This is a genomic window from Cryobacterium sp. 10I5, assembly GCF_035019865.1.
Lineage (GTDB): Bacteria > Actinomycetota > Actinomycetes > Actinomycetales > Microbacteriaceae > Cryobacterium > Cryobacterium breve_A.
In genome coordinates this window covers 16,586-30,397 of the sequence record NZ_JASJVI010000045.1, presented here as the reverse complement: position 1 = coordinate 30,397, position 13,812 = coordinate 16,586, and the positions used below count along the sequence as shown (strand labels likewise).

Here is a 13,812-nt window from a genome sequence, read left to right as displayed (position 1 = left end):
GTCCGGGCCGCTACCACTTAGGCAGAAGAGCGCTACCGGGTTATCAGAACAGCGCTACCCGATGAGGCGACGCGCCAACGGCCACGCGCGACAGCGACAACATCTTCACGGAACTCTTTCGGATAAGGCTTAGGCACAACAACATCCTTTCAGGCCACCCCGCAAGGCAAGCCAACTCAGATGTCACCTAACCGTGCAGCAGACCTATCTACCTTTCGTTCATTGAATGAAGCCGAGCCGCCTCGGCGTTAGAAATCACCGTCACGGATCCGTGGCGTGCGTCCCGTGGTAACTCCAGCCGGGCAGCCGCCCAATCCCACCCGTCCACGGAAGTCATTGCTTGATAGCCGTCCTCGAGGAATGGGTCGAACAGCATGACGAGACGGCCACCGCTTTCAAAAACCGTGGGGCCTTCGACAAATGACGGGCTTCCAAAGCGCACGCCGGTTCCTTCCGGCCGTCCATCTGGGCTCAGTGCCCAGATGAGGAGATCTTTTCGGACTTGGGGTGTCTCGTTGGTTCCACTTTCATCTTTGGCGACCAAAAAGCCCGACGAGTCGGGTCGTTTGAACACGGTCGCGTCGATCAACGAGAACCCTGGATCGAGGTAGATCGTCGATTCGGTGTAGGAGCGGAAGTCGCGCGTTTTGCAGCTCCAGATGGAGTGGTACTGCTCGCTGGCCAGCCAGTCGACGCCAGCGTCGGGTTCCGGTCCCACCGAGGACGACCAGATGATGTTGATCGTTCCGTCGCGGTCAGAGAAGAACTCAGGCGCCCAGGCGTTCTTCGCGCCGGCAATTTTCGACATCACAGGGATGGCCTCAAAATCGACCCAATCGAGAAGGTCGGCGCTCGTGGCGTGGACGATGCTCGTGCTTGCCCAGCCGTTCGAGGCTAGGAGGTGGAAGAGCCCGTCGGATGCGCGCCCGATGAAGGGATCGCGGAGAGTCCGTTCCCCGATCGGACTGCTAACGATAGAACCGCCGCCTGCGACGGGCTCGAATACGATGCCATCCCAGCTGAGGGAAAGGTGCAGGGATTCATCCTGAGTTGTGAAGTACGAGAACAAGTAAGGCATCAGCCGACCGTCTTCGTCACGAGATAAACCCGCGCAGCAGGCTCATCACCCGACCCCGTGATGAGAAGCCGCCTGTTCTTCAACTCCACCGTCCACGGACGACCGATTCCCGGCGGCGGGAAAACCTGCTCGACGGTCGCGCCGTCATCGACTCCGATCTCGAGAACGACAGCGGGATCTGCACCACTCTGGCGCCAAACGATGACGACGATCTCGCCGCTTTCCGCGTTGTCGAAAGCGACGGTCGTCCGTGGTTCGCCCCACCGAGCCATGCCGGTCGGATACCTGACAATAGAGCTTGACTGGATTTTGATCAGACGCTTGTGAACGGAGACTCCCGCGGCGACGAGGTCCAGCTGCCGGTCGTCCATTCGACTCAGCACCCCAGCCAAATAAAGACGCCCCGCAAGACCGTTGGCAATCGTAAAACAGATCATCTCGTCGGTCATATCCGCTTGGGGATATGACCAATTACCGGCTTGCTCGGGCAGGATGTGCGCCAGAGCGCCCACCGCAATGCTCGGGTAAAGAAGTGGATTCGGTTGATCCGACGTTGACTGGATGTGTACGTTCTCGAGTATCCCGAAGTCGGACCTCATCCCGCCCGAGGCGCAGTTTTCGATGAGAACTTCCGGATGGCGCTGCCGAAGCCGGGCGAGCCAAGCTACGTGAGCCCGCGCATTTTCTAATAATCCACCGCCAGCGCTGCCGCCATCTCCGTCGGGCCCAGGAGAGAGCATGGAGTTGTAATCGAACTTGAAAAAGCAGACTCCGAGCTTGACGACCAGTCGGTCCAAGACCCGGTCGAGATGGCTTGTAGCGGCGGAACTCCGGAAATCCAAGTAGAAGCGGCCGCGATCGCGGATCCGGCCACCGAATCGGTGGAGAAAAGCCTCCTCGGGAAGTTCGATGGCTGCGTCACTCGTTTCACCGACGACTTCCGGTTCCAACCAAAGCCCTGGTTTCATGCCGCGCGCCCGGATAGCGTCCAGGGTGGTCGAAATCCCGCGCGGAAAGCGGGAGAGGGAAGGGTTCCAGTCCCCGACCGAATCAGCCCAACCCTCTCCGTTATCGGCCCATCCGGCGTCGATACAGAAATAGTCGGCCCCAACACGTGCGGCGCTTTCAATGAGAGGGAGTAACTTCTCTTCCGTGGGGTCTCCCTCGAGAGTTCCCATGAAATCGTTATAGATAACCGGATATTCAGGGGCACCGCCTCGCATTCGGCGCCAGGCGCGTCGTATTTCAGTGAGCCCAGCGAGGGCATCTTCCACGCTCTGCCCGACGCCGACGCTCACCGTGACCGACTCGAATGCGTCTCCTTGTACCAGCAGATGCGTCCATTGATGAAAGTCGTCAGTCGGCCCACTGACGACCAAGTACGCACCGTCGTCGATGTCCCGGCGCACGATCTGGCCGATCGGTTCAGGTTCCATAAATCGCGGAAGCGCCGATCGGTCCCAGGCTCGCTCCCCCACTTCCCATCGCCACGGGCTGGGGCTATCCACTTGCCAGGCGAGAGCGCGCACCGAGTTCACGGCAACCGCAGCGGGCGCGAAAGAGCCGGACGACCACGTCCCGAAGCTGGTGGCTGATGTGAATCCGCGCCGATATTCGGCAGGGTCATGAGGGGCTATGAGTTGAGCAGCTGGGTCCCGAAGGGGCACGACCTCCCAGCGGTTCTCCGCCGACCAACTGCTCCGGGCACGCCAAATTTTTAAGCTAGTCAAGTCATCCGATAGGATCGCGCCGGTGGCGAAGCTCGATACCGCGGCGATTCGTATCGCCGGTCGCCCTGGTTCAAGGCTGACAACGCTCCGGGTGCGAAAGGCGGCCGCTCCTTCGACGGTTTCGAAGATAGTCACGACGATCAGCCCGATCACATCATCATGTTGCTCGACGATCAGACGGAGTGTATCCGCGTCTCGCTCCTCGCTATGAGTTCGGTACCGAAGGCGTGCCCCCAGGGCGGTCTTGTCCATACGGTTGGGGGTGTCAGTCAACCCGAGACTGGGGATCAAGATTTCGACCAGCGATTGCTTCGGCGTCCTCGTGGGGGCGTCGGCGACGCCCCGCACGATGTCCTCGAGGACGACGGGTTGATCCATTCCGTGAGTCAGCCGGAGACGAAGTAGGCCGTTGCCCCACTCGAGTACCGTGCCCTCATGGGTGAGCTGCTCGGCGATCATGCTTTCACCGCCCCCGAGGTCAATCCCTCAACGACGTTTCGCTGAAGGAGAAGGAATATCACGAGAAGGGGGGCAACCCCGAGGAGCGCTGCTGGGAAGAGAACAGTCGGTTCCACCGATTTCGGATCCACCAACGCGTACGCGTTTGCCATCACTGTGCGACTTCCGGTGTCCTGAAGAAACACGAATGGGATCAGAAGGTCGTTCCAAATGTTCAGCGTCATGAAGGTCGCGAGTGTCGCTGTGACAGGCCGAAGCAAGGGAAGCAATATCGAGAAGAAACTGCGCAGGGGCCCCGCCCCGTCGAGGGCCGCTGCCTCCTCCAGCTCGAGGGGGATCTGACGGAAGAAGCTGGTGAAGAAGAAGATCGCCAGCGGGAGATTCAACGCCGTGTAGATGAAGACGACTCCGAGGTGGGTATTGAGCAGTCCCAGGTCGCGGATGAGCAAGTACAGAGGGGCGAGCAACACGAAAATCGGAATGGATGTTCCGAGCAGAAAGGACCGATAGACGGCGCTCGTCCATGGGCGAGATATGCGCGCGAGCGGATAGCTCGCCATTGCGCCGATCACGATCGTGAGGGCCGTGGATCCGAGAACCACTATGACCGTGTTCAATACGCTAATGCCGTAGTCCAGCTTGGTGAAAGTGTCTGTGATATTCGAGAACGTCAGATGCGTCGGGATGGCGATGGCATTCGATGCGACGTCTTTCGCCGGTCTGAACGCGACTGACAACGTCAGAACGAACGGAAGCATCAGCGCAACGATGGCGAAGGTCAGCCCGATGTTGGAAAGGATTTGCGCGGGAGAAACGCGCAACCGCGACCCAGCGCCCCCGCGCTTCTTCGATGAGTGAGCTACGAGATTCATGACATCCGCCTTTCGCGAAGCTGGAGGGCCCTGTTGATGCTGGCGGTGATGATGACGACGACCAACAACAAGAGGACTGAGATCGAGACGGCGTAGGCGAACTGGTTGCCGCCGGAGAACACTTTCTGAAATATGACAAGCGATAGGGTCTGAGTCGAGTTAGCCGGACCACCGTTGGTGAGTACCAGCGGAAATTCGAAGACCCGAAGCGAGCCGATGAGGGACAGCGTCGTGTTCACGGTCAGCGATGGTGCAAGAAGTGGCCATTCAATTAGGGCGAACCGTTTCCACCCAACCGCACCATCCATCTGGGCCGCGTCGATGATGTCGCCCGGCATCGATAGGTACCCGGCCAGGAAGATCACCGCGGAGTAGCCAGCGAACATCCACACGTTCACTGCCGCGACCGACATTAACGCCGTGGAAGGGTCACCGAGCCAAATATGTTTCAACCCGCCCAGGCCGACCCCATCGAGCGTCCGATTGAGAAGCCCATCGGGAGCATAAATGTAGGAAAAGATGAACCCTGCGAGCACTGGGGCAACAAGGGTCGGCAGCAGCATCACGATGCTGAGAGCACGCCGCCACCTCGGCCGACTGAATATCGCCCGTGCGAGCGCGACACCCAACACTGTCTGAATCACGACAACGACGACCGCGTAAATGATCGTATTTTTGAACGCTTCTAGCACAACGGGGTCGGTCAGTGCCTCCGCAAAGTTCTGCAGCCCGACGAAATTCGCCACCGGACCACCGCGCGAGTCCGTCAAGCTGAGGTAGGCCCCACGGATCAGGGGATAGATAATTAGCGCCCCATATATGACAATCGCCGGGGCAAGAAATCCAATGGCGGTGAGTTTTCGGTTCGCGAACAACGATGTTCCTCTTTCCGGCGGGCGGCGTGTGGCCTCGCCCCCCGCCTTCGATCATGGGTGCTTACTTGCTGGTGAGTGCTTTGCGGCCCAACGTGTCATAAGTAGCGAGCAGTTGCTGCTGTGTGGTCTGCCCCAACAACATCCCCTGGATCGCCTGCCCGAGCTGTGCCTCGTTTCCGTTGAGCCAGGTATTCCCGGGCAGAATCCGGTATTGGCCCGCGGCGTATGCGGCGTTGAAAGGCGCCGTCGCATCCGACTTTGGAGTAGTAACGGACTTGAACGCACTGATGGCATTTTCCGAATTCAGGAACGGCGCAGAGTGTCCGGTGGACCAGTAGTCGACGTATTCCTTTGCGACATTGTCGGCCTTGGAAGCGTTGTTCACCTGCCACATCACGCCTGCGAACAGAGTCGAGACTTGCTTGCCATCATCTGCGGGCCAGGGGAAGATTTGCGCATTGATGCCGGCCTGGAGAACGTCAGCCAGGTTCCATGCACCCTGAACCCAGAATGCACTCTTGCCGGCCTTGAAATCCTGAAGGCCCTGACTCCATTCGTCGGTGCCGAGCTCCGACTTCCAAGCTACGTAGCCTTGAGAGTCCAAGTCCACCAACTGCTTTGCGCTCGACGACCAATCGCGGTCGAAACTGGTCTTCCCCGCGATGAATTTCTGATCCCACGTGGGATCGTCGCGATAAACAAGCGTAGAGGCGATCTGCTGGAGCGTGGCCTGCGCCGTCCATGCCGACTTGTCGGGGAGAGAGAGAGGGGTGATGCCCGCAACCTTCAGCTTCGCCATGTCGTCAAGGAAGATGGACCGAGTGGTCGGGACTTCGGTAATGCCGACTTTCTTGAGCAAATCCATGTTCGCGTATGTGGTGATGCCGATCAGTTCGGTGGGAGCGGCATAGACCTTCCCATCGCTCCCTTCGGTGAAGGACTTCAGGTCCGGAAGCACGTCCGACGCCCACGACTGCTTTCCTAGATCGGCCAGATATCCGGAAGAAGCAAGCGTCTTGGTGCTTACAGGGTCGCCCATGAAGACATCTGGCGCATTGCCGGCGAGAAGCTCGGCTGAGAGCTTCTGCGTGTACGAGTCGCCAGCGGGCATGTAAGTGAAGTCGATCTTCACTCCAGGGTGAGACTTCTCGAAAGCGGCGTTGACCTCAGCAACCCCCGCCGGCTCGGTTCCACCGCCCTTCCAGGCAAGAACTTTCAAGGTCGACGATGCCGCCGGGCTTTGTCCCGTACTGCATCCGGAAAGAAGTCCGGATGTCACCACCGCGACGCCGACGAATGCGCCGAGCAAGCGCAAATTTTTGTACCTCATCATTGGGGTCCTCTCATAGGTACTTCAGGGTTCCTCGCTCGCGCACTTTGCGGGCGAAGTACCGGCTCTTGGCTAGCGGGAGTCGATCGCCATGCAGCCTGGGTAAGTAATTTTGTACATATACGGAACGCAATGTCAACGCTAACAATGAAATTGTTGTTAGCGCTGCCATCCTCTCTAGTAGAGTCTTTTTTAGATATCAGGCAGGAGTATGGACTATGGCGACGGACGCTCTGACCAGCGGGTTGATCTCCTCGGAGAGCCAAGCAGGAAACGGCCACGCGAGTCTTGCCGATGTTGCCCGGTTGGCGGGGGTTTCTGCTCAGACTGTTTCTCGCGTCGTCAATCGCAAAAACAACGTCGCGGAGCCGACCCTCACCCGAGTACGCGAAGCCCTCGACGCCCTCAGCTTCCAGCCAAACCGTATCGCCAGAAGCTTGGTGTTGAACAGGTCCGAATCAATCGGAGTGATCAACCTGGGCATTCCGATGAACGTGTCCCTCGGCCAAAGCCAGTTCGGCATCGGGCAGTCTGCCGAATCTGCCGGGATCGCAACGATCTTCGCCACAGTGCTCGAACCTGAGACGGGCCACGCGTCTGAAGACGCTGTCGCCCGAGCATTTGATCGACTGCTTGGTCAGCGCGTTGAAGGAATCATCCTTGCGTCGCCGATGTCTCAACGCTACTCCGCGCCGCAGAAGATCGCCGCAACCCTTCCTGTCGTCGAGATGTCACGGAACCCCGCTGCGGGGATCTCGAGCGTGGGAACTGATGGCGTACATGGTGGCGTCCTCGCGGGTGAGCACCTCCTTGACCTCGGCCACCGTCGTATCGCCTTCGTCGACGGGCCTGCCGATGAGGGCTATGCCGGCGAAAGGCTGACGGGTATCGAAAGCGCCTTATATCAGCGAGGCCAGTCTCTCGAGCGGCACCTGCACGGCGACTTCAGCTCCGCGAGCGGCTACCGTGCGGGGCAAGAACTGATGCGGCATGTGGGCGTGACCGCGATCTTTTGTGCCAACGATCAGATGGCGCTTGGCGTCATGCACGCGTACTCGGATGCAGGTCTCTACGCGCCTCGCGACTTCAGCGTGGTCGGATTCGATGACATCCCCGACGCGCAGCATTTCACGCCTACGCTCACCACGATTCACCAGGATTTCATAGAAACTGGCGCGCAGGCGTTTCAGGAACTGGCGCGCCTGGTGGAGGGGGAACGGCCCCGCAACATCTCGCTCGAACCATCTCTAGTCATCCGGGGTTCCACCGGGCCGCCGCCGCCCTCTACCTCATGACAGGGTCTGCTGTCGATCTAGTTGACACCGTGACCAAACCGGCAGCAGAACCTATAGGGACGGACGTAGTTCCTGCGGACGCACTGCGCGCTGTGTTAGCTCGTTCACCCATGATTTTTTTACCGAGCCGATGAGTTTCTGGTCCGCCTTCGTTAGCCGGCTGATGTTGCCGATCAGGTCGAAAGCTTCACCGATCATCGTTGGCAGATCGTCGATGCTCACTGTCGATGCTCGATGAAGTACTTCAGCCGCAACCGCGGGGTCGACACCGTCGAGCTTCAGCAGCGCGAGAATCTCGCGGGCATCCTTCTGGCCCTTCTCCGAGAAATGGCGGTCAAGGAGTGCCGCCATCTTGGTGGCGATGTGAGCTTCGAGTCGCAGCAGTGTCCACTTTTCGAACGAGAGCTCGTCGGGGTATTCGGCGAGTACTTCGACTTTGAGGCGTAGCTTGCCGCCGAGTTGGGATTCGTACGGGAGGTAGATGTCGAGGTGCACGTTGTCGATCGTCGCGCGCAGTTTTCGCCCCTGGTGGTTGTTGCTGGGGGAGAGGTCCGCCATCAACTGCTCGAGTTTGTGGCGACTGTCCTGCGAGGTGATCAGGTCAATGTCGAGGCTGATCTCCCCGCCGACGCGCACGAATGTCGCCCAGCCGCCGATGAGGATCGACGGCTCGAGGTCATGACCGAGTCGGTCGACCAGAGCACGGATAACTCCGTGCTCGTCTTCGTAGAGGTTAGGCACTGGTTCGCTGCTCCCAATCCGCGTCCGCGAATAGCTTGGCCTTCAGCGCACGGGTGAACTCTGCTGCCTGCCAGCCCGGGCTTGCCCATAGATCGGCGTAGGTCTGCGCGAGGCTGGCGTATCCGGACTTCCAGGTGCGTGCGGCCAGTGGATCTTCGCTGAGGATGATCACCTCGTCTCCCACAGGAAAGTCGGCTTGGGACAGCGCGCGGGCTGTGTAGACGATGCGCCGGCCGAGATCGGCGACGGTGTTGCGTCCGCCGAGATGGTGCACCGCGGCGCTGCTGCCGCTGAGCGCGTAGGCCTCCTCGACGTCGTCGAGCAACGTTTGGGCGGCGGGAAGGGTGGTTGAGACCATGGTGTCAGCACGCAAGTTGCGGTGAGCCGCGAAGGCTTCGAGGAGCTTCTCGGGCGAGACGACGGTGTAGCCGCGACGCGAGTTTGGGCGGACGGCACCGATGTCGACGAGTCGCCCGAGAGCTTGATGAGTGGTCGACGGCGCGACCGACGATGCTTCAGCGATGTCCCCGATGCTGTTCCAGTCTCGCCGGCCGTCCAGCGCGGCGTCGGCCAAAGTGCGCCAGACTATCTCCACATTCTTCATAGCATCATGCTCGCAGGTTTTACATAAATATGGAAACATGTATCTGTATTTATATGGATACTGGGATGTATCTGCTTGCCCACACTTTGCCCACACTCGTGGGCAAACGACCTAGATCGTATGCAGCTGTAGTCATCAAAAACCCTTGACTTTCCGGGGTGTTTGGGCCACTCCCGCTCGGCGATTGGGACGTTTTTAGGGTTCGAGTCCCTCCAGGGGCACTTTGGAAAAGTGTTGGTCAGCTGCGCTATTTACCAAGAATCCAGCCGCTTTCGAGCCTCCATTGCCCACCGCTGAGCGGCATGGACCCTCAATTGCGGTAACTGTGGTCGGGCTTTCCGCATCTAGGTAGAAAGGGGCCGCATTCCTTCGGGGGTGCGGCCCGTTCTCACTAAGCTTGAAGGCCAGCCGGTAAGAAGCAACCGTTAGGGTTGCGTCCTCTCGAGTGGTGTAGTTCCCGGGTTTCGAGCGTTGGATTAACAACGTAGGAAACCACCGTGCGATGGTCAGTGAGAACCGTTCAAAGTTCCTCACAGAAAGACACGTCACACGATGGCTTAGACCAGTCTGCCCTGCTCGCGCTCCTCTCGGAACTCAAGCTCACCAACGTCACCGATCGAATCCGGATGGTGACCGAAACGCTCTATCAAGAACTCATCGACGCGGAGGCCACCGCCCACATCGGTGCCGGCCGGTTCGAACGCTCCGATGAGCGCACCACCCAGCGCAACGGGACCCGCCCGCGCGTCTTGACGACGACGGCCGGGGACCTCAACCTGAAGATCCCCAAGCTGCGCCAGGGGTCGTTCTTCCCTGCCTGGTCTTGACCCCCGAGAGTGGACACGGGTTAAGCGGCGAGTTGGATCTCTGCAACCTGTGATGAGAATTGCATCTCGAAGTCCACCGGGGTGAGATGCTCGATCGAGGAGTGCCGCCGACGGTTGTAACGGTCCTCGATCCACGCCGCGACGTCTTGGATCGTCGTCGAGTCCAATCCGCGGGGGACGCGTCCAATGCGAAGATGTCGGCTTCCAAGCGGGAACTGGACTTATCCGAAAGGGTCCTAATCCTTCACGGCACTGAGCCTGGGCGAGGGCCGCAGCTGTGGTGATTTGAGGTTGATGTAGTCGGCGTGTGGCGCTCCGGCGGCGGCAGCGTGCTGGTGGAGTATCTTGCTGCTGTAGCCCAGGGAGTTGGCCAAGGCGGTGGGATTGAGTTCTCTGGCGAGGTCGCGCAGGGCGGTGTTTCTGACGCCGTTGAGGTCAATGCCCCAGTTGCGAAGTCGCTGCAGCATGCTTTCTGGATGGGTGTGTTGGCCAGGCAGGCTGCCGGGAAAGAGCCAAGGGCTGTCGGTGTTGACAGTTTGCTGGTTGGGGCGGTTGTGGACGTAGTCCCAGAAGGTTGCCGTGACTTGTGCGGGCAGTAGGGCTGGCACCGATCCCAGACGCAGGTAGAGGCCATCGGGTCGCGCTTCGAGTGCGCTGGTTTTCAGGGCTGCGATCTTTCCGACCGGGTGTGCGTAAAGCAGCAGGATAAGTGCGGCGACGCGGTCTGCGGCGGGCATTTCTCCGGCGGTGAGGCAGGCGCGGATGTGGTCGATTCTGGCTGCCTGCGTCAGGATCGGGGTCGATCGTGCCTCACGACGGGGGACCCGGACTTTCGCGATCTCGCGTGATGTGACGAGCGAAGCGATGAAGGTGTTGATGGCATGGCGAGTGGATGGTCCGGAGGCGAGGTAGTCGTCGAGGTGCGACTGACGGATGTCCGTGTAGGTGGTGTCGTGCTCGGATAGGAGCCAGGCGAGGAATCGTCCTGACTCGGTGATTTCCTGCTTCGCTGACCGGACGGCGAAGTTCATGTTCTTGCCGGGCAACGACTTCGCCCGGAGTCGTTTCAAGTGATGCCACCGACCGAAGCGTTCGATTGGTCCTTGGATCTCGCGATGGTCAGCAAGAGACATGATTCTCTTCTCGAGCCAGCGTTCGAACGCCGCCAGTTGGCGGTCCCGGGGCGGCAGCATGCCGTGATGGCTGAGTGTTTCGCGAAGGTGTTCGACGGCGTTGGATGCGGGTAGGGCGTCGAAGGCCTCGTGGCTGATGGACAGTTCCCTGGTGCCCAGTTGGGTGAGGAGCGCGCTGGCGCCGATGCCGCGTTTCCAGGTATAGATGCTCTCGGGGCGCTCGGCATTGGCGAAGACAGCGACGAGGCGTTTGAGCCGGAGGTCCGGGGGAGTGTTGGGTTGGAGGGTTGCGGTGAGATCGGCGCGGAGGACGCAGCGGATGCAGTTGCCGTTCCGAAATCGTTCGGCTTCATCGCCGCAGTTGTCGCAGTGCAGGAGTGTGGTGATTCCGGCGCAGTCACGGCAGATGTTCGCTCCGTCCGCGTCTTTGCCAGGGAGCAGGCGTGTGTCGCGGCAGGTAGCGCAAGGGCCACGGGTGTGTGTGGCTGTGGTGAAGCAGATCCCGCAGATGGCGCCGTCTGGCCAGTGCACTCGCATTTTCGCGACGAGACCGCCGCAGCGGTCGCAATGCAGGGTGCCTGGGGTGCGGGGGCGTCCGCGGGTGCGGTGCTCAGTCGTCATCGTCGAGGATGCGGGCGCGGACGGGTTTGTATGCGTCGGCGAAGTTGACGATGTTCTCGCCGGAGGCGATTGCTCGTTCTTGGCGTTGGCTCTTGGCGTTCGCTGCGGTGAAGGTGACGAGCTCGTTCGCCTCAACGTTGAAGATGTCGCAGAGAGCGGTCAGGACTTTGAAGGAGATCCGCTCGGGATCCTGGGCGACGAGTCGATAGATCTGCGACTCCGAGAGGGTGATGCCGCGTTCTCGGAGCGGGGCGACGAGTTCTCGGCTGTTCTTCATGCCGTGGCGCGCCATGAGCTCGCGTGCGCGCCAGCGGTACTCGATTTCTCGTTTCATGTTTTTTCCTCCCACGGGGTGCTGTTGGTGGTCGCGTTGATCGTGCGCTCGAGGACGCGGTTCAACGCCCGGGTTTGGTAGTCGCTGGAGACTGCCGTGTAAATGGATGTGGTCGACGCATGGAGGTGGCCAACTTGTTGTTGGACGAACGTGTGCTCGAAGCCATAGAACTCGAACAGGTGGGTGACGTAGGACCGGCGAAGGGAATGCATGTCCAGGCCGGCCGGGAAGCCCAGCTCGTTGACGTAGGCGCGGAAGCGTCGACGCAGATTCGACTTCGGCACGACGAGGCCCTGGCTGGTGGGGAAGAGGTCGGTCGGTTGAGCGGCAAGGTGAGGCAGCCCAGTGCGAATCCACCGGTGAACGGCCTCAGGCGACCACTCGAACACGGTGAGAACGGAGCGGCGCTTGGGCGCAGACCCCTTCTGGGCCTTCCCGTAACGGACGTGGAGGACACCGAAGTCGCCGAACTGGGGCGAGTGCGGGTTGCGGGAGAAATCGACCAGCTGCAGGTGGGTCACCTCGTTGGCGCGAAGTCCCCAGGCGTAGGCGGTCTTGAACGCGATGGCATCGCGGTAGGCGGCGATGGCGCCCTTGCGACCCGAATTGATGACACGCTCGACCTCGACGTCGGCGAGATCGAAGAAGTCCTGCAGCTCACGACGCGAAAACGGTCGTTTCGTCGCCTGCTGTTCATTCTGTTGCGTGTGGGTGGCCCGGTTGAAGTCGGTGATGATCTGAGTGACCGGCCGGCCAAACGAACGTCCGCAGACTTCGCTCCAGTCGTAGGCCGGATCGGTGAGGAAGTCGCAAAATAGTTTGAGGTTGGTTTGATACGCCCGGACGGTGGCCTGGGACAGGTTTGATACCGAGCGCGTGTAGGCGAAGTAGTCCTCGACGTCCGCGAACGTCCATTCCCACGGGAAGTGCCCGGTGAAGTCCGCGAACCGACGGATCGTTCGTTCGCGGCCAGAAATGGTCTCGTGCCGGAAATTGCGGGAGAGCTGTTGGCGGCGCCAGCTGTCGACCATGTCGGTGAAAATGGCATCCGGGCTGGTCGCCTCGGGGCGCAGAGGCAGATGGGTTACTCGGCCCGATGCAACGCTCATAAGCCCCCTCAACCTGTCTGCAAATTATGCTCTTCGGATGCAAAACATGCAAAGCACGCGGCGTGAAACCGCGGAAATACGGGGATCCCGAGAGGATATGCGCCGCGAAATTCCCCACGTTGAAGCGGAGCGCTCAGACCTTGACCAGTGCAGATATAGCGTCCCGCATCCCAGAGAAACAGCGGAAGTTCCTCACGCGGCTGGCGCCGCGCCGGATAAATACCAGGGGAGTCCTAATCTGCAATTCCTGCAATAGATGCATTACAAAACTGACATAATCGACATTATCGGTCATATTGAGTGTTATTTTGCCTGTGGTATTACCCGTTGATACACTAGTGATTCTTGCTATCGGGTGTGTGATGCGGAAGAATTGCGGGTATGAGCATCCCTGTCTCCGCTGCGCAGCCGGGTTATCGCGCGTACGAGGACTCTGTGCGGCTGGATACCGGCGGGATTGTCACGGGTCTCCGCGAGCTCCTCGGTGCCCAGCTCGTCGCCTATCTGGGCCGGGTGTCGAACACGCGCTCTGTGCGTGAATGGGCGGACGGTTCCCGGGCACCTGGCGCGGACGTCGTCCAGCGGTTGCGTACCTCTTTTTATGTGGCTGGCATTTTGAGTGAACGAGAGAGCGCGACGATTGTCCAGGCGTGGTTCCAAGGGATGAATCCGGAGTTGGGTGACAAGTCTCCCGCGGCCTTGTTGCGTGGTGAGCCGTTGGTTGTAGTCGGGCCGGTCGTGGTCGCTGCGGCACGGTCGTTCATTGCTCACGGGTAGGTGCCGATGTCGACGCGGGTGCCTGGC

Annotated in this window: 12 protein-coding genes and 1 pseudogene; 3 read left to right on the top strand and 10 right to left on the bottom strand. The window is 60.2% G+C overall.

The genetic code is table 11. The features are described 5' to 3' along the window. Positions 1-208 precede the first annotated feature (208 nt). The 5 genes from QN350_RS12170 to QN350_RS12150 all read right to left on the bottom strand — a co-directional run bounded on the left by QN350_RS12170 (position 209) and on the right by QN350_RS12150 (position 6,323). Positions 209-1,078, bottom strand: coding sequence for a family 43 glycosylhydrolase (locus QN350_RS12170; RefSeq protein ID WP_322140474.1), 870 nt, complete (start codon positions 1,076-1,078; stop codon positions 209-211). Continuing rightward, entirely contained in the window at positions 1,078-3,267 is a 2,190-nt protein-coding gene (locus QN350_RS12165) for a glycoside hydrolase family 36 protein (RefSeq protein WP_322140475.1), read from the bottom strand. The genes QN350_RS12170 and QN350_RS12165 overlap by 1 nt, the downstream gene beginning before the upstream one ends. Further along, a complete protein-coding gene (locus tag QN350_RS12160; RefSeq protein ID WP_322140476.1) occupies positions 3,264-4,139 on the bottom strand; it encodes a carbohydrate ABC transporter permease in 876 nt (291 codons plus the stop codon). The genes QN350_RS12165 and QN350_RS12160 overlap by 4 nt, the downstream gene beginning before the upstream one ends. After that, positions 4,136-5,014 carry a sugar ABC transporter permease gene (locus QN350_RS12155; protein ID WP_322135097.1) on the bottom strand — a complete coding sequence of 293 codons (879 nt, stop codon included), beginning with the start codon at positions 5,012-5,014 and terminating at the stop codon, positions 4,136-4,138. Before QN350_RS12155 ends, QN350_RS12160 begins: the two co-directional genes overlap by 4 nt. A gap of 61 nt (positions 5,015-5,075) precedes the next feature. Then, a complete protein-coding gene (locus QN350_RS12150) occupies positions 5,076-6,323 on the bottom strand; it encodes an ABC transporter substrate-binding protein (protein WP_322140477.1) in 1,248 nt (415 codons plus the stop codon). A gap of 239 nt (positions 6,324-6,562) precedes the next feature. Between QN350_RS12150 and QN350_RS12145 the strand changes: the two genes are divergently transcribed. Further along, the gene (locus QN350_RS12145; protein ID WP_322140478.1) at positions 6,563-7,639 is read left to right on the top strand and encodes a LacI family DNA-binding transcriptional regulator; all 1,077 of its coding nucleotides are present in this window, start codon (positions 6,563-6,565) and stop codon (positions 7,637-7,639) included. Positions 7,640-7,690: 51 nt separating this feature from the next. Here QN350_RS12145 and QN350_RS12140 read toward each other — a convergent pair whose 3' ends face one another. Both QN350_RS12140 and QN350_RS12135 read right to left on the bottom strand, forming a co-directional pair. Next, complete coding sequence (locus tag QN350_RS12140; protein ID WP_323507844.1) at positions 7,691-8,380, bottom strand: hypothetical protein; 690 nt, start codon at positions 8,378-8,380, stop codon at positions 7,691-7,693. Beyond that, the gene (locus QN350_RS12135) at positions 8,373-8,984 is read right to left on the bottom strand and encodes a hypothetical protein (RefSeq protein WP_322140480.1); all 612 of its coding nucleotides are present in this window, start codon (positions 8,982-8,984) and stop codon (positions 8,373-8,375) included. The genes QN350_RS12140 and QN350_RS12135 overlap by 8 nt, the downstream gene beginning before the upstream one ends. 509 nt (positions 8,985-9,493) lie before the next feature. Here QN350_RS12135 and QN350_RS12130 point away from each other — a divergent pair. Beyond that, a pseudogene (locus QN350_RS12130) lies at positions 9,494-9,805 on the top strand (transposase); the annotation flags it as partial. A gap of 242 nt (positions 9,806-10,047) precedes the next feature. On the opposite strand, the gene QN350_RS12125 reads toward QN350_RS12130, so the two are convergent. From QN350_RS12125 to QN350_RS12115, 3 genes are read right to left on the bottom strand one after another with little or no spacing between them, the layout of a single operon-like run. Next, positions 10,048-11,565 carry a site-specific recombinase gene (locus QN350_RS12125; protein ID WP_323516466.1) on the bottom strand — a complete coding sequence of 506 codons (1,518 nt, stop codon included), beginning with the start codon at positions 11,563-11,565 and terminating at the stop codon, positions 10,048-10,050. Then, positions 11,555-11,899, bottom strand: a complete 345-nt coding sequence (locus QN350_RS12120; protein ID WP_104169166.1) for a helix-turn-helix domain-containing protein — start codon at positions 11,897-11,899, stop codon at positions 11,555-11,557. Before QN350_RS12120 ends, QN350_RS12125 begins: the two co-directional genes overlap by 11 nt. Beyond that, on the bottom strand, positions 11,896-13,008 hold the full coding sequence (locus tag QN350_RS12115; RefSeq protein WP_322140481.1) for a site-specific integrase: 1,113 nt from the start codon (positions 13,006-13,008) through the stop codon (positions 11,896-11,898). Before QN350_RS12115 ends, QN350_RS12120 begins: the two co-directional genes overlap by 4 nt. Positions 13,009-13,389: 381 nt before the next feature. On the opposite strand from QN350_RS12115, the gene QN350_RS12110 reads away from it, so the two are divergent. Beyond that, positions 13,390-13,785 (top strand): hypothetical protein, encoded by a 396-nt coding sequence (locus QN350_RS12110; RefSeq protein ID WP_322140482.1) that lies wholly within the window; start codon positions 13,390-13,392, stop codon positions 13,783-13,785. The last annotated feature ends 27 nt before the right edge of the window (positions 13,786-13,812 follow it).